This is a genomic window from Cupriavidus plantarum (assembly GCF_905397285.1).
GTDB lineage: Bacteria > Pseudomonadota > Gammaproteobacteria > Burkholderiales > Burkholderiaceae > Cupriavidus > Cupriavidus plantarum.
Map to the genome: position 1 here is coordinate 565,662 of NZ_CAJPUX010000003.1, position 15,973 is coordinate 581,634.

A 15,973-nucleotide genomic window follows, 5' to 3' on the forward strand; every position below is an offset into this window, starting at 1 on the left:
CCGCGGTTATTTCGCCACCGTTAGCTCGTCAGATAGTCCGCCGCGCCCATGCCCGCCACGCGCCCGCTGCCGAAGCACGCGGTGAGCAGGTAGCCACCGGTCGGCGCTTCCCAGTCGAGCATTTCCCCGGCGCAAAACACGCCCGGCAGGGCGTTCAGCATCAGGCGATCGTCCATCGCCTCGAAGCGCACGCCGCCAGCCGAGCTGATGACCTCGTCGATGGGCCGCGCGCGGTCGAGCCGCAGCGGTAGCGCCTTGATGGCCGCGGCCAGCGCGACGGGGTCGTGCATCGCTTCCTTCGACAACACCTCACGCAGCAGCGCCGCCTTGACGCCGGCGATTCCGAGCCGGCTTTGCAGATGGCTCGACACCGAGCGCGATCCGCGCGGCCGGCCGATCTCGCGCGCGACGTCCTCCGCCGTGCGCCCCGGTGCGAGGTCTAGCATGATCGTCGCATGGCCGTCGGCCTCGATGCGATCGCGGATCGGCGCGGACAACGCATACACGAGGCTGCCCTCGATGCCCGTCGCGCTGATCACAAATTCGCCGATGCGCTGCCAGGGCGTGCCGTCGATGGCGGTTAGCGACATGCCGACCGACTTTACGGGATCGCCCGCATGACGCTCGCGCATGATGTCGCTCCACGCAATCTCGAAGCCGCAGTTCGCGGGACGCAGGGGCGCCACATCGATACCGCGCGCGGCGAGGAGGGGGACCCACGCGCCATCGGAACCCAGGCGCGCCCAGCTTCCGCCGCCGAGGGCCAGTACCAAGGCGCGCGCATGGACGACGGTCTCGCCATCGCGCGTGGCAAAGCGCAGGGCATGCGCGCCCGGCGCTGCGTCGCTGGCGTCGAACCCTGTCCAGCGATGCCGCATGTGAAAGCGCACGCCGCGTTCCCGCAGGCGATGCAGCCACGCACGCAACAGCGGCGCGGCCTTCATGTCGGTCGGAAACACGCGGCCCGAGCTGCCGACGAAGGTATCGATGCCGAGCGCATGCACCCAGTCGCGCAACGCCTGCGCGCCGAACGCATCGAGCCACGGCGCGACGTTCGCGGCGCGGTGGCCATAGCGGCTTACGAACGCGTCGGGGGCTTCCGAGTGCGTGAGGTTCATGCCGCCCTTGCCGGCCATCAGGAACTTGCGGCCCACCGACGGCATGGCGTCGTAGACGTCGACGCGTTTGCCGCTTGCCGCCAGCATCTCGGCGGCCATGAGGCCGGCCGGGCCCCCGCCGATGACGATGGCGTCGATTCGATCGTCGTCAGTGTGAGAGGCGGGGGAGGCGGCAACGGGCATGTGGGCGGGAGGGCGAGGCGATGATCGGAGGGCGAACGGATTATAAGCGCTCATGACGCTCGCCTCCGGGGGCGGCAGTAGAATGGCGTTTTGCCGCGCCGCACGACCATGTCCTCACACACGCCCACCCCCACGGACGAACACATCGTCACCGAAACGCGCCACTGGCTTTCCCGCGCCGTCATCGGCCTGAACCTGTGCCCGTTCGCCAAGAGCGTCTATGTCAAGGACCAGGTGCGCTACGTGGTGAGCCGTGCGGCCGACGAGGGCGCATTGGTCGATGACCTCGAGCGCGAACTGCGCTGGCTCGCGGAAGCGGATCCCGGGCAGACCGATACGACCCTGTTGATCCTGCCCGACGTGCTGCAAGACTTCCTCGCCTACAACGATTTTCTGTATCTCGCCAACAGCCTGCTGCAAAGCCTCAGGCTGGACGGCGTGCTGCAGATCGCGAGCTTCCATCCGCAATACCAGTTCGAAGGCACCGGCCCCGACGATATCGAGAACTTCACGAACCGCTCCCCGTGGCCGATCCTGCATCTGCTGCGCGAAGACAGCATCGAGCGAGCCGTGGAAGCGTTCCCCGACGCGGCCGATATCTACGAGCGCAACGAGGCCACCATGCGGAAGCTCGGCCGGGAAGGCTGGGACAAATGGATGGCCGCGGATGACGGCGGCCGTGGCGATCAGGCCTGAGCCGTAAAGAACCGCTCGCGCATCTCCTGCAGCCCAAGCGTTTCCAGCACGTTGTCGAGCCGCTCGGCCGGCCGCCGGCGCGGCAGGTCCTTGTACTGCGCGACGATCAGCTCGTTCTTCATCGAGTGCTCCCACCCAACGAGTTCGGTCACGCTGACCTGATAGCCGTGCGCCTCCAGCTGCAGGCAGCGCAGCACATTGGTCACCTGGCTGCCGAACTCGCGCGTATGGATCGGATGCCGCCAGATCTCCGTCAGCGGATTGCCGGCCAGTTGCACGCCCTTGTTCTTGCGCAGCACCGCGGCCACCTCGGCCTGGCAGCACGGCACCAGCACGATATGGCGCGCCTGCTTGGCAAGCGCAAAGCGGATCGCGTCGTCAGTGGCCGTATTGCACGCATGCAATGCCGTGACCACGTCGATGGTCTCCGGCAGGGACGGTGAGGTAATCGAGTCCGCGACGGAAAGGTTCAGGAACGACATGCCGCCGAATTCGAGGCGCTCAGCGAGTTCGCGCGACGTGGCGACGAGTTCTTCGCGGGTCTCGATGCCGTAGATGTGCGAGTCATCCCGCAGCGCCTTGAAGAAGAGGTCGTAGAGGATAAAGCCCAGATACGACTTGCCCGCGCCGTGGTCGACGAGCGACACGCGGCCCTTCGAAGCCTTCACGTCCTCCAGCAGCGGTTCGATGAACTGGAACAGGTGATAGACCTGCTTGAGCTTGCGCCGGCTGTCCTGATTCATCTTCCCGTCGCGCGTCAGGATATGCAGCGCCTTGAGCAGTTCGATCGACTGGCCGGGACGGATGTCGTTGGGGTCCGTCCACGCGGACGTGGCGGGCGCGGAAGGCTTGGCGGGCTTGCCGGATTTGGCGGGCTTGGGGGATTTGGCTGGCATGGCGAGGCGGGAATACAAGGGCGACAGTTTACCGAAGTCCCGCGCCGCAGGCGGGCGGCGATGCATATATGACATAAAAAGCACATTTTGCCACCGTGCTTTCCGACATTCCATCGCGCATCCCCTCCGTTTGTGGGCTCAAGTTCACCCGCCGGCGACCGTCAATCAAAGATCGACGACAACTATTAGCCGGGCTGAGGTGGCGACACCCGCGGTGGACCCCAAAGCGGAAGGGGCATGGGCCGACAAGGCCCGCACCGGCGTCTGGCATGGCCGGAAAGAGAAGCGGGGACACAATGATTGCCGACGGGGTTTTGCGTCTGGAATTGAGTCAGCCTGGCGAACAGATACGCGCGTGCTTCGCGCCGGTGGCGGATCGCATGCCGCCGGACCGCGCCATGCTGCAGGAAAGCCTTGCCGCCCAGGGGTGGCAGGATGCGCGGCTCGATGCCGATGCGGTCAACGCGTTCCTCGCGCAATGCCAGGGCGCCGAACACGAGATCGATGCGGTCGTGGGCACGCTGCTCGACGGCGAGTTCGAGCTCGATATCTCCGATGACAAGCTGACGCTGCGGCTGACGGTGGTGGCGCCGGAAGGCGGCAGGCCGATCGAACTCGAGGATATCCGCGCCGCCGTCACGGGGCTTCAAGTCACCGCACCGCTCGACGAACCGGCCATCGCGTCCGCGCTCGCCGCCGGCTCCTGCGAGAACGTGGAGATCGCAAGGGGTACGGCGCCCAGGGCCGGCACGCCGGCGCTGTTCTCCAGCATGGTGCAGGCGCGCAAGCCAATGGTCACAGAGGAGGAAGACGGCCGCTTCGACCTGCGCGATCTGGGCAGTCTTTTGCTGGTCAATCCCGGCACCGCGCTGATGCGCCGCACGCCCGCCGTGCCCGGCCGCGACGGCGTGGATCTCTTCGGCAAGCCCATTCCCGCGGAGGCCGTGGAAGACGTGCCGTTCGACGACGGCCTGACCGGCGCGGCCTCCGATCCGAACGATCCCAACCTGCTGCTCGCGGTCATCGCCGGCTCGCCGAAGGTCATGGCGCGCGGCGTGAGTGTGAGTCCCGTCGTCGACGTGGACGCGGTGGATCTGCATTCGGGCAACGTAACGTTCGACGGTTCGCTGCGCGTGTCCGGCGACATTCGCACGGGCATGTCCGTCAAGGTGACGGGCGACGTGGTGGTCAACGGCACGATCGAGGCCGCGCATGTGGAGGCGGGCGGCGATGTCATCGTCAAGGGCGGCATCATCGGCAAGGCCGAGACCGCGCATGGCGACAGCGACGAGATCGCAAGCGTGCGCAGCAAGGGTGCGGTGCATGCGCGGTACATCCAGAACGCGATCGTCGAGGCCGTGACCGAGGTGATCGTGGAGAGCGGCATCCGCCAGAGCGACGTCTCGGCGGGCGAGCGTGTGGTCGTGGGCACGCCTACGGGACAGGGCAGCATCAGCGGCGGCCGTACGCGCGCGATGACCACCGTAAGCGTCGCGACGCTCGGCGCGCCGGCGGGTACCGCGACAGCGGTGCAGGTGGGCCTCAATCCGTTTGCCGACCAGCAGCGCGCCGACCTGGAAGCGCAGCGGCGCAAGGTGCTCGAGGATCAGGCCAAGCTCCAGCAACTCGTGGCGTTCTTCGCCAAGCATCCGGAGCGTGCCACCGGCGAGGTCCGCGAGAAGGCGCGCGCGACGATGCACAAGATCAACCGCGACCTGTTCGAACTCGAGGCGGAAATCGCGCGCATGACCGAACAGATGAAGCCCGCCGCCGACGCGGTCATCGTGACGGGCCGCCGCATTCATGGCGGCGTGACGCTGCAGGTCGGGCACAAGGTGCTCAAGGTCATGGAAGACAAGCCCGGCGGCCAGGTGCGGGTGGTCGACGATCGCATTCAGGTGAGCTGACGCGCGGCATGTTACGGCGGGCGGTGACACGTTACGTTGGCCCGTAACGTTGCCCGTTACGTTGGCCCGTAACGTTCCGCACGGAGACGCCTGCCGTCGCCCCATGCGCGGGGGAGCGTCATGAACGCCTGAAAGGCTTATGCCGCAACGCTTTGCGGGCAGCGAAGCTCGATCGGAGCCCGATCGAAGCGCACGTGCCGGAACATGGCGCTGCGCCTGGCACGGCGTTTGCGCTCTCCTCGTACACACTACAACTACGGGGAGCCACCATGTCGACGATCGTCATCGAATCGCAACCGCTCGTGCGCCTGGGCATGCAACGCATGCTGGAGCGCATGCCCGGTGTCGGCGCCGTGCGGAGCCTGGAGCCCAATGCCGTGCTGAGCCTGCGCGAAAGTCACGAGGAGGCGGTGGTGATCTTCGGGATGTCGCAGGACGCAATGGACAACTGGTATCTGCTGCGCCGCCTGCATCAGGCAATGCCCAACGCGCGCATCCTGCTGATGTCGGACAACATGTGGCTGCATGTGCCGTCGTCGCTGCAAAACTGCGGCGTGGTGGAGCATCTGCCCAAGTCCGCATCGATCGAACGCATGGAAGCGGCCATCCGCAGGATGCTCGACGACGACTATGTGCCGGTCACTTTGCCCGGCCAGCACGCGTGGCGGGCCATGCAGCATTCGTGACGGGCCGGTTCACTTTTGCCACACCACGTGCGCGACGGCGGCGCAGGTCGCCACCGCGCCGGTCCACTTTCTTTCCGTCACGGTACGGATCTGTTGCGCCTCGGGCATGACGATCGGCCGCTGGCGCCGTTCGGCGAGATTGTTCGCGATGTTAGTCGCGACGGTCCGGCACTGCGCCTCGGCGGTGCTACGCCGCAGCACGAAATCCGGGTAGCGATAATTCATCGTCAACATGAAACCGTCCGCGACGTACTCGACCGTGTATTCGGTGGACATGTCGTACGTCGACATCTGACGCGTGGAGGCCGGCGGCGGGGGTGTCGTCGTGCTGCATGCCGCGGCCACCAGGCAAGCCGTTGCGGCCAGCGCCAATCTCGTCTTCACTGCGGGGCTCCTCGTTGTCTGCCATCAGCACGCGATGGTAGCAGCAACGCCCCTTGCGGTTACAGGTAGCGCAGCGAGATCGTGGCGAACCCGTCGATCTGCACCTCCTGGTCGAGCGGGGGCAGGTCGCCGGTCTTGCCCAGCGCGAGCGTAACCTTGATCGGCTGCGTAATCAGCTTGTACGCGGCCGGAGGGCTGTCGGTGGACGGCGACCAGCTATGCAGGCGCACGCCGGGCTGCGCGGGCCCGAGCAGCGAACTGATCCACTGTTTGCCGCCGTCCTGCGAATAGATCGCCGTCACGCTGGCGCCATCGGCTGTGGCCTGCACGCCGGCATTGCTGCCGAGCATCAGCGAATACGCGCCGATGGTCTTGCCACCGATCTCGCCCACGCCGAAGGTGTAGCCCGGCGTGGAGATGAGCGCGTTGCTGGCGGCTTCGTTGACGGTGCCGCCGCGGTTGTCGGCCGTGCTGATGCCGACCTTGGTGGCGGTGTCGCACGCGATGGTCAGCGTGACAATGCGCGGTGGCAGCACGGTCGCCGCCGTGGCACTCAGCGTGCGCGCGGAAATCGTGCCGAAGTCCGCGATCGCGCCGCCGGACAGGCTGGCGCTGCAGGCGGAGGGCCGGATCACGCCCTTGACGGCGAGGTCCACGGTCTCGGCCGCATGGGCGCCCGGGAAACATGTGGCGGCGATGAGCAGGGCGGCGGCCACCCGCGCGGGACGCGGGCGGCTGCGGAAGGCGGAGAAGCGACGGACAGGCGCCGTCGCGAGGCTGGGGGCGGGTAAGCGTGTGTTCATGATCGTGCGGGAGCGGTAAGCGTGTGGAGCGGTGGAGATTGGCGTTGACCTTTCCATTCTGGGTGCCGCCGCGCTCGCAATGAATCGCTGTTTCTTTAAAACAAGGCCGATCCGACGCGCAAACAAAAATGCCGCCCGGCGCAAACCGAGGCGGCATCGAAGGTCATCCCCTCGCCAGCGCGAGGAGGAAAGTGCGATTTCAGTGAACGACCATGTGCGTGAACGGCGGGACGTAGGCCTGCAGCGTTACGAAAAGTCCGACCAGAATCGCCAGCACGATCGAGTGGAAGAACACGTAGCGCAGGATGTCGCCCTCATGCCCATACCACTTGGTGGCGGTGGAGGCGACCACGATCGACTGCGCGTCGATCATCTTGCCCATCACGCCGCCCGAGCTGTTGGCCGACGCCATCAGGATCGGCGACAGGCCCAGCTGCTCCGCGGTGGTCTTCTGCAGGCCGCCGAACAGCACGTTCGAAGCCGTATCGGAGCCGGTCAGCGCCACGCCGAGCCAGCCCAGCATCGTGCCGAACAGCGGGTAGAACACCCCCGTCTGCGCGAATGCGAGGCCGAGCGTCGCGTCGAGGCCCGAGTAACGCGTGAGATAGCCGATGCCGAACATCGCGCAGATCGTCAGGAGCGAATAGCGCGTGAGCTTGATGGTCTCCCAGTACTCCTTGAACAGGCGCGGCACGGAGTAGCCCATCAGCAGGCCGCCGACGATGGCGGAGACCAGAATGCCGGTGCCGGCCATCGACAGCACATTGAACGTGAAGACCGCGCCCTCGGCGATCTCCTTCGGCACCACCGGCGGACCCTTGACGATGGCCTTGTCGAGGCCGGGGATCGGAAACTTCCACTGCCAGATGCCATCGACGAGCTTCTTGAATTCCGGAATACCCCAGATAAACACGAAAACCGTAAGGATGATCCACGGCATCCATGCCTTGATGACCGAGACGCCGGCGGACGCGGCCGTCGCCCTGGCGTCGGCTTCGAGCGCTTCGGGATGATCGACCCTGGAGTCGTCGTGGCGGCCGAGGATCTTGGTCGAGGTCCAGATTTCCTTCGGTTGCCAGATTTTGAGGAAGCCCGCGAGGCAGCCCATCGAGATCAGGGCCGAGATCACGTCCACGAGCCAGGGGCCGTGGAAATTCGACACCAGGAACTGCGGAATCGCGAAGCTGACGCCGGCCACGAGAATCGCGGGCCAGATGGCGATCATCCCGCGGAAGCCCGCGAACGCCCAGATCAGCCAGAACGGCACGAGCACCGAGAAGAACGGCAGCTGGCGGCCGATCATCGCGGAGAGCTGGAGCTGGTCGATGCCCGTCACCGACGACAGGCCGATGATGGGGGCGCCCAGCGCGCCGAATGCCACGGGCGCGGTGTTGGCGATCAGGGCCAGGCCCGAGGCGGCCAGCGGCGAGAAGCCGAGGCCGATGAGGATGGCGCCCGTCACCGCGACGGGCGTGCCGAAGCCCGCCGCGCCTTCGAAGAACGCGCCAAAGCTGAAGGCCACCATCAACAGTTGCAGACGGCGGTCTTCGGTCACGTGAGAAATCGAGTTCTGCAGCACCTTGAACGACCCGTTCAAGGTCGTGAGCCGATGCAGGAAGATGATGTTGAGCACGATCCATCCGATCGGGAACAGCCCGGCGACGATGCCGAACCCGGCCGCCTTGCCGGCCATCTCGACGGGCATGCCGAACACGAACGCGGCCACGACGATACCGACCACCAGCGCGATGCCGGCGGCGAAGTGGGCCTGCAGATGGAAAAATGCGAGCGCCGCGAGCAGCACGGCGACAGGGATACCCGCAGCAATGGTCGACAGCGCCATGTTGCCTAGCGGGTCATAGACTTGACTCCACACGATGACTCCTCCTCTGGTGTTGGCCGGCCGCCTTGCCTCTGTGTGCGCGTGCGACCGTTCTGCCACGTGCGGCGACCGCCGCTTGTATGGCAAATGACGGGATTGTAAGGAGCGTGCCGTGCCGCAATGCTTAAATTCCGATCACCGACCCGATGAAACGGATTCACGGATCAGGGTTTGTTCGGAGGGGCGAGGGCAGCGCGACGCACGTTCAGAAGACCCAACGGGAGGGTACTCCTCAAACGTGCGTTCGACCTGGAGGCTCGCTGCGGAGGCTTACTGCAAAGGGAGGATCAGGATGCCAGTCGCGGCCGGGCGCGCGCGCATGGCCGCGAGCCAGCGTTCCAGATGCGGACGTTCGGTATGCGGTACCGGAGAGCCGAACCAGCGGTGGGCGGCGCAGGCGAGCGAGATATCGGCCATCGTGAAACGATCGCCGCCGATAAACGGCTTGTCCGCGAGCGCGGCGTCCAGCATGGCCGCGAGCGGCTCCGTACGCGCGCACGACGCCGCGATCGCCGCTTCATCGCGCGCTTCCAAGGGACCGCGGACCGTCTGCAGGAATGCGCCAACCATGGCGGGACTGAAGGCAGTGGTCTGCCAATCCATCCAGCGGTCGGCCGAGGCGCGCGCCTTGACGTCTGCCGGCCACAGCGTGCCTTCCCCATAGCGCGCGCACAGATAGCGCACGATCGCGTTCGATTCCCACAGCACGAAGGGCTCGCCGCCCACATCGGTGCCGCGGAAGTCCTCGATGACTGGGATCATCCGGTTCGGGTTGAGCCGGACATACGCTTCGGTATCGAGCTCGCCGCGGACGTGGCCGATATCGATACGCTCGTGGTCGAGGTGCAGCTCGCGGGCGCACCAGACCACCTTCTGCACGTTGATCGACGACAGCCGGCCCCAGATGCGGAGCATCCCCTGGCCCTGGCCGTCATCGGAAGCGAGGTCTGGATACGCCATCTTGCGCTCAGGCCGCGCGAGGTTGGGGCGACGCCTGCGCGATGGCTTCGCGGAACAGCTCGCCGAGGATCGTCACGCCCTGCTCGATGCGCTCGGGCGGCACCGTCACGAACGCGAGGCGAAGCGTGTTCTTGCGCGGCGCGCCCGCGTAGAACGGCGCGCCCGGCACGTAGGCCACGTTACGGCGCACGGCTTCCTCGAGGATCTTCATGCTGTCCAGGCCTTCGGGCAGCTCGACCCAGATGAACATGCCGCCTTCCGGGCGATTCCACGTGACGCCGGCCGGCATATGGCGCGTCAGGGCGTCCAGCATGACCTCGCACTGCTTGCCGTACAGGTCGCGAATGGTCGGGATATGGCGCTCGAGCAGGCCGTCGCGCACGCTCTCGTAGGCGAGGCGCTGCGTGAAGCTCGGCGTATGCAGGTCCGACGCCTGCTTGGCCTGGCACAGCTTGAAATGCAGCTCGGGCGGCGCGATCACGAAGCCGAGGCGCAGGCCCGGGGCGAGGATCTTCGAGAACGAACCCATGTAGATCACGCCATCCGGGTTCATCGACAGCAGCGTCGGCAACTGGTCGCCCGTGTAGCTGAGTTCGCCGTAGGGATCGTCTTCGACGATGAGGAGGTCCAGTTCCTTCGCGCGCGCGATCAGCGCCTGTCGGCGCTCCAGCGGCAGGCGGCGGCCGGTCGGATTCTGGAAATTCGGCAGCGCGTACAGGAAGCGCGCGCCGTGGGTCAGTTCACGCGTCAGCGCATCGGGCAGCAGGCCGCGTTCGTCGGTCGGCACCGACACGAATTCGGGTTCGAACAGCGAGAAGGCCTGCAGCGCGCCGAGGTAGCTCGGCGTCTCGACCAGCACGGGGCTGCCCGGGTCGATCATGACCTTCGCGATCAGGTCGAGCGCCTGCTGCGAGCCGGTCGTGATCAGCACACGTTCCACCCCCACGTTGTAGCGTTTCGCCACGAACTCGCGCAGCGGCAGATACCCCTCCGTGGAGGCGTACTGCAGCGCGGCCTGCGGGTTGTCGGCGAATACACGGGCTACCGCGGCTTCCATCGCCGCTACCGGGAACGATGCCGGAGAGGGCAGGCCGCCGGCGAAGGAAATGACTTCCGGACGCTCGGTGACCTTCAGGATTTCGCGGATGGCCGAGCTGGTGAGTTGCTGAGCCCGGCGGGAGATAGCCCATTTCATGATGTGTCTCTACTGGTCGTGGGGGTGAATCGTATGGGGGTGCTACGTTACTTGACTTCGACGATCATCTCGATCTCGACGCATGCGCCAAGCGGAATCTGCGCCACGCCAAACGCGCTGCGCGCGTGCTTGCCCTTTTCGCCGAACACTTCCACGAGGAATTCCGAGCAGCCGTTGGTGACCAGATGCTGTTCGGTGAATTCGAGCGTGGAATTGACGAGGCTCATGACCTTGACGATGCGCGTGACGCGGTTCAGGTCGCCGACATGGGCGTGCAGCGTGGCCAGCAGGTCGATGGCGATGGCGCGCGCGGCCGCCTGGCCGGTCGGGACGTCGATATCCTTGCCGAGCTTGCCGACCCAGGGCTTGCCATCCTTCTTCGCGATGTGGCCCGACAGGAAGACCGTGTTGCCGGTCTGCGCGGCCATCACATAGGCGGCGGCCGGTGCGCCCGCGTTGGGCAGTTCCACGCCGAGGCGCGAGAGGGTGTCATAGACGGACATGCATTCTCCTTCAGTGAAAACGTCCCGGGGCGGTGGGATTCGTGCGCGCGGGGGATGCCGGGGCTGCCGACGCAGCCGCTCTGGGCGCCGTCGCGCCGGTCACGGCGGCACGCCGGCCTAGCGCCACGACGGCGATCACGGCCATCGCAAATCCGACCGTCGCGGCATCGAGCGGCTCGCCCAGAATCAGTGCGCCGCCGGCCAGTGTGAGAAACGGTTGCAGCAATTGTATCTGGCCGACGCGGGCCACGCCGCCTTTTGCCAGTCCGGCGTACCAGAACAGGAAGCCAACGAACATCGAGAACACGGACACATACGCCATGCCCAGCCACGCGCGCGGAGAGGCGGCGGCGATGGCGGCGGCGTCCGCATGGGCGAGCCAGGCCACCACGGGAACGAGCACCGGCAGCGAAACCACGAGCGCCCAGCTGATGGTTTCGAGCCCGCCGAGTTCGCGCGAGAGCTTGCCGCCTTCGGCATAGCCGAGCGCGCCGAGCACGACGGCCGCGAACAGATACCAGTCCGCGTGCTGCAGGCCGCCCGCGCCCTGCCACAGCGCGAAGCCGACCACGAGCGCGCTGCCCGCGAGCGCGGACAGCCAGAAGGCGAACGACGGCCGCTCCTGCCCGAACCATGCCGCGAACACGGCCGTGGCGAGCGGCAGCAGGCCGATGACGATGGCGCCGTGCGCGGCGGGGACTTCGCGCATCGCGAGCGACGAGAACACAGGGAAGCCGACGACCACGCCAATGGCGGTGACGATCAATCGCGGCCACTGACGGCCGCGCGGGCGACGGTCCGCGGCCAGTGCGCCGCGTATGGCCAGCAGGCCCAGCGCGAGCGCGGCGGCAATGACCGCGCGGGCGAGCGCGACGAACAGCGCGTCGAACTCCGCCACGGCCATGCGCGTGAAGGGCAGCGTCTGGCTGAAAATGGCCACGCCGATGAAGCCGAGCAGCATGCCGCCGGCAGGGGGTTGCGAGCGTTGGGTCATGGCGACTCCCTCGGTCAATGGGCGCCCGGGCGCGCGCCCACGGCGATCCAGACGGCGGTGAGGCCGAGCGCGAGCCCCATCACGCGGTTGAACCATGCCACGCGGTTGCCATGCGCGAGCCAACGGCGCAGAGAGGCGCCCAGCACGCCATAAAAGCCGTTGCTGATAAAGCCGAGCGTCGCGAACACCGCGCTGACGAGCAGCGCGCGATGCAGCGCGGACGGCGCGCCGGCCATGTACGACGCGGCCACAGCTAGCGACAGCATCCATGCCTTGATGTTGGCGTATTGCAGCGCCGCCGACTGCCAGACGGTCAACGGCCGCAGCACCTGCTTTTCCGATAGCGCGCTGCTGCGCGCGATGCGCAAGGCCAGCCAGAGCAGATAGATCACGCCCAGCACATGGATCAGCGTGGCGAGCCATGGGCTTGCGAGGATCAGCGCGCCGACGCCGGCCGCGCACAGCGCGACGATGCTCGCGAAGCCGATCGACACGCCGACGCTGTGCGGCAGGGTGGCGCGCGCGCCGAAATTCGCGCCGGTGACGGCGGCAATGGTGGTATTGGGGCCGGGCGTGAACGTGCCGGCGACCAGCAGCGTGACGAGCGCGATGAATTGTTCGGCGGGCAGGCCGGTGAGCCAGACGTTGTTCATGCGAAATTCACGACCACGCGGCGGTTGGTGCGGCTTTTCTTTTCGATCTTCGTGACGACGATCGCGCCGATCTCGCGCGTGTTGGCCACATGCGTGCCGCCGCAGGGCTGCCTGTCGACGCCGGGGATATCGATGATGCGGATGGTGTCGGTGCCGGCCGGCGGCGCGGCGCCGATCGTGCGAACGAGGTCCGGCTGCGCGGCCAGCGCTTCCGGCGTGATGCGGTCGATGCGGATGTCCGTCTGCGCGTCGATCAGCGCGTTGAGGCGCGTGGTGAGGTCCGCCTTGTCGAGCGTCGATTCCGGCAGATCGAAGTCGATGCGCGCCGAGTCCGGCGAGATACCGCAGCCCGTCACGGGCACGGGGATCAGGGAGCCGAGCAGATGCAGGCACGTATGCAGCCGCATCAGGCGATGGCGCCGCGTCCAGTCGATCGTCACGGTCACGCGATCGCCCACCGCGGGGCGCGCCGAATCGGGCGCCAGCACGTGGACGATGCGCGTGCGGTCGTCGGCGTAGACGGTGTCGGCGATGGCCACGGTGCTGCCGTCCGCGAGCGTAAGCGTGCCCGTGTCGCCGGCCTGTCCGCCGCTGCGCGCGTAGCACACGGTCTGGTCGAGCTCGATGCCGTCGTCCCCCGCCGCGATGACCGTGGCTTCGCACGCGGTCAGGTAGGCGTCATCGTCGAATCGCTTGCGGGTGGGGGCGGGCATCGGGGGTCTCCGGGGTCTTCTTTGAGGGGTGGCCTACTGCAGCGTTTTCACGCCATCTTTGGTTTCGATCTCGGCGCGCAACCATGGCACGCCTTCGGTCTGTTCGATCGCGATGAGATGCTCCGCGCCGATCCATGCCAGGCCCTGTCGCAGCAGTTCCGCGTGCGGATGGCTGCCGTGCAGCCTGCGCAACGCGAGGTCCTGCCGCGGCAGGGTCTTGCCGGGATAGTCGGGCACGTCCCACTGGATCAGCGTGGGAAACACGCCGTCGCCCGCGCTGGCTGCTTCGCCTTGCCATGCGGGCAGCGCACCGTCATCGGGCACGGTCAGGCGCCAGTGCAGGTTGCCGCGCGACATCGGGATGACCGGCGCGATTCGCTCCGGATACTGGGCCTGCCAGCGCGACAGGTCGGCTGGGCGCTCCACGCGCGCCGCCCAGTGCAGCAGGAACGGGCCATCGCGCAGGCGCTGCCGCACGAGTTCGCCGTCGAGGCCGAACCAGCGCGGCCGCTGGGGTGCGTTGTCTCCCGTGGCTGCCGGGTCGATCGCAATGACTTCCAGATAGATGCCGCCATACATGCCAAGCACGCGGTTGTGCGTGCCCATGCGCGCATGCGCGCCACCGCCGGCCGGCGCAACGCCGAGCCTGGCGGCAACGTACTCGGCGCCGGTGTCGAGGTCCGGCGCGGCAATCACGAGGTGGTCCAGGGCGAGTGTCATCGTGGGTTGATGGTAGACAAGGTTCTCGGTACAGTACCGGTACAGTTCTGCGGATCGTATTCTGTACAGTTGCGGGAGCACCACATGGAAAGCATCCAGGACGGCACCGAGCGTGCCGGCCAAGACCGCAAGGATAGTGACAAAGGCGGCGGAAAAGCTAGCGGCGCGAGGTCCTTGCGGCTCGTCATGCCGGGGGCGGATCGGTTGCCCGACCCCGTGCCATCGGCACAGATGACGCTCGTCGAGCAGCTCACCGAATGGGCGCGGCTCCGCATCGACGAGCGCGTGTTCCGGGCCGGTATGCGGATGCCCTCCATCCGGCAGCTGGCGCAGGAGAAGGGCATCTCGCGATTCACCGTCGTGGAGGCCTACGAGCGGCTGGTGGCGCTCGGCTACCTCGAATCGCGCCGCGGCTCGGGGTTCTACGTGCGCGAGCGCGCGGGCCAGCACGCGGCCGCCATTGCCGCCACCCCGCCGACCTCGCGCGCCATCGACGTCACGTGGCTGCTCCGCAGCATGTTTCACTCGGCCGAGCCCCACAAGGCGCCGGGCTGGGGCTTCCTGCCCAACGACTGGCTCGACGGCGAACTGGTCGGCAGCGCCTTGCGCGGGCTGGGAAGACAGCCGGGCAACCACTTTCTTGCCAGCGGCACGCCGCAGGGCTTTCTCCCGCTACGGCAACAGTTGCGCACGCGGCTGGAGGAGCTCGAAATCGGCGTGACGCCAGAACAGATCGTCATGACGTCGGGCATTACGCAGGCGTTCGACCTCATCGCGCGGCAATTCCTGCATCCGGGCGATGCGGTGCTCGTGGGGGATCCCGCGTGGTTCGTGATGTTCGCGCGCTTTGCCGCGCAGGGCGCGCAGGTGATTGGCGTGCCGTACACCCAGGACGGCCCTGACCTCGAGGCGCTGGAGCGCATCGTGCAGGCGCATCGGCCCAAGCTCTTCGTCGTGAATTCCGTGCTGCACAACCCCACCGGCACGTCGCTCTCCGCGGCGCGGGCGTTCCGGCTGCTGCAACTGGCCGAGCAATACGACTTCCTGATCGTCGAGGACGACATTTACTGCGACCTCTGCCCGCCGGGCCATGCGGCCACGCGGCTGGCCAGCCTCGACCAGCTGCGGCGGGTGATCTACCTCGGCAGCTTCTCCAAGACGCTCGCGGCCAACCTGCGCGTCGGCTTCCTCGCCGCCAGCCCGGAGCTGGCGGTCACGCTGACGGACAGCAAGCTGCTGACCGGCATGGCGACGCCCGAGATCAACGAGCGCGTGCTGTACAAGGTGCTGACCGAGGGCCATTACCGCAAGCACGTGGAACGCGTGCGGACGCGGTTGGACCGCGCGCGCGACGACACCCGCCGCGCGCTCGAGGATCTGGGTTTGCGCATGTTCCCCGGACAGTCGGCCGGCATGTACCTGTGGGCCGATACGGGCCGGGATACCAACGCGATCGCCACCGCCGGGCACGAGGAGGGCTACCTGTTCGCCCCGGGCAGCCTGTTTTCGCCGTCGCAGCTGCCGTCGGGCTGGATGCGATTCAACGTGGCAAGCAGTTCGGACCCTGGGATGCTGCGGTTCCTGGCCGGCCAGCTCGACCGCCGGCCTTGAAATCTCCGGGCCGCGTCCCTATTTCACCGCACATCGACCCCGCGCCGCTTTGACCGGCCGGGGCATTGA

Annotated in this window: 16 protein-coding genes; 4 read left to right on the forward strand and 12 right to left on the reverse strand. The window is 67.1% G+C overall.

Annotated features, from left to right (window positions below):
• Positions 1–20: 20 nt before the first annotated feature.
• Positions 21–1,301, reverse strand: a complete 1,281-nt coding sequence (locus tag KHP16_RS17345; RefSeq protein WP_211960763.1) for a TIGR03862 family flavoprotein — start codon at positions 1,299–1,301, stop codon at positions 21–23.
• Between the two features lie 108 nt (positions 1,302–1,409).
• On the opposite strand from KHP16_RS17345, the gene KHP16_RS17350 reads away from it, so the two are divergent.
• The gene (locus KHP16_RS17350; protein ID WP_109580480.1) at positions 1,410–1,997 is read left to right on the forward strand and encodes a DUF1415 domain-containing protein; all 588 of its coding nucleotides are present in this window, start codon (positions 1,410–1,412) and stop codon (positions 1,995–1,997) included.
• Here KHP16_RS17350 and KHP16_RS17355 read toward each other — a convergent pair.
• On the reverse strand, positions 1,988–2,893 hold the full coding sequence (locus KHP16_RS17355; protein WP_115952912.1) for a class I SAM-dependent methyltransferase: 906 nt from the start codon (positions 2,891–2,893) through the stop codon (positions 1,988–1,990). The two genes, KHP16_RS17350 and KHP16_RS17355, sit on opposite strands and share 10 nt — an antisense overlap.
• Positions 2,894–3,189: 296 nt before the next feature.
• Between KHP16_RS17355 and KHP16_RS17360 the strand changes: the two genes are divergently transcribed.
• Complete coding sequence (locus KHP16_RS17360; RefSeq protein WP_211960736.1) at positions 3,190–4,800, forward strand: DUF342 domain-containing protein; 1,611 nt, start codon at positions 3,190–3,192, stop codon at positions 4,798–4,800.
• A gap of 269 nt (positions 4,801–5,069) precedes the next feature.
• The gene (locus KHP16_RS17365; RefSeq protein ID WP_179593268.1) at positions 5,070–5,486 is read left to right on the forward strand and encodes a response regulator; all 417 of its coding nucleotides are present in this window, start codon (positions 5,070–5,072) and stop codon (positions 5,484–5,486) included.
• Between the two features lie 9 nt (positions 5,487–5,495).
• Here KHP16_RS17365 and KHP16_RS17370 read toward each other — a convergent pair whose 3' ends face one another.
• The 10 genes from KHP16_RS17370 to KHP16_RS17415 form a co-directional block, all read right to left on the reverse strand.
• Complete coding sequence (locus tag KHP16_RS17370) at positions 5,496–5,870, reverse strand: hypothetical protein (protein WP_109580483.1); 375 nt, start codon at positions 5,868–5,870, stop codon at positions 5,496–5,498.
• Positions 5,871–5,929: 59 nt separating this feature from the next.
• Entirely contained in the window at positions 5,930–6,673 is a 744-nt protein-coding gene (locus tag KHP16_RS17375; protein WP_167468391.1) for a DUF1120 domain-containing protein, read from the reverse strand.
• A 199-nt stretch (positions 6,674–6,872) separates the two neighbouring features.
• Entirely contained in the window at positions 6,873–8,549 is a 1,677-nt protein-coding gene (locus tag KHP16_RS17380; RefSeq protein WP_109580485.1) for an L-lactate permease, read from the reverse strand.
• Positions 8,550–8,825: 276 nt separating this feature from the next.
• Positions 8,826–9,470 carry a glutathione S-transferase family protein gene (locus tag KHP16_RS17385; RefSeq protein WP_211960764.1) on the reverse strand — a complete coding sequence of 215 codons (645 nt, stop codon included), beginning with the start codon at positions 9,468–9,470 and terminating at the stop codon, positions 8,826–8,828.
• Positions 9,471–9,522: 52 nt separating this feature from the next.
• A complete protein-coding gene (locus tag KHP16_RS17390; RefSeq protein ID WP_109580486.1) occupies positions 9,523–10,710 on the reverse strand; it encodes an aminotransferase-like domain-containing protein in 1,188 nt (395 codons plus the stop codon).
• 47 nt (positions 10,711–10,757) lie between these two features.
• On the reverse strand, positions 10,758–11,213 hold the full coding sequence (locus KHP16_RS17395) for a RidA family protein (RefSeq protein ID WP_109580487.1): 456 nt from the start codon (positions 11,211–11,213) through the stop codon (positions 10,758–10,760).
• Positions 11,214–11,223: 10 nt separating this feature from the next.
• Positions 11,224–12,207, reverse strand: a complete 984-nt coding sequence (locus tag KHP16_RS17400) for a DMT family transporter (RefSeq protein ID WP_211960737.1) — start codon at positions 12,205–12,207, stop codon at positions 11,224–11,226.
• A 14-nt stretch (positions 12,208–12,221) separates the two neighbouring features.
• Positions 12,222–12,860 (reverse strand): LysE family translocator, encoded by a 639-nt coding sequence (locus tag KHP16_RS17405; protein ID WP_109580488.1) that lies wholly within the window; start codon positions 12,858–12,860, stop codon positions 12,222–12,224.
• Positions 12,857–13,573: an alanyl-tRNA editing protein gene (locus tag KHP16_RS17410; protein ID WP_109580489.1), complete on the reverse strand. Its 717-nt coding sequence runs from the start codon at positions 13,571–13,573 to the stop codon at positions 12,857–12,859. Before KHP16_RS17410 ends, KHP16_RS17405 begins: the two co-directional genes overlap by 4 nt.
• A 33-nt stretch (positions 13,574–13,606) precedes the next feature.
• On the reverse strand, positions 13,607–14,293 hold the full coding sequence (locus tag KHP16_RS17415) for a VOC family protein (RefSeq protein ID WP_211960738.1): 687 nt from the start codon (positions 14,291–14,293) through the stop codon (positions 13,607–13,609).
• Between the two features lie 186 nt (positions 14,294–14,479).
• Here KHP16_RS17415 and KHP16_RS17420 point away from each other — a divergent pair, with 186 nt between their 5' ends.
• A complete protein-coding gene (locus KHP16_RS17420; protein ID WP_244214527.1) occupies positions 14,480–15,904 on the forward strand; it encodes an aminotransferase-like domain-containing protein in 1,425 nt (474 codons plus the stop codon).
• Positions 15,905–15,973: the final 69 nt, after the last annotated feature.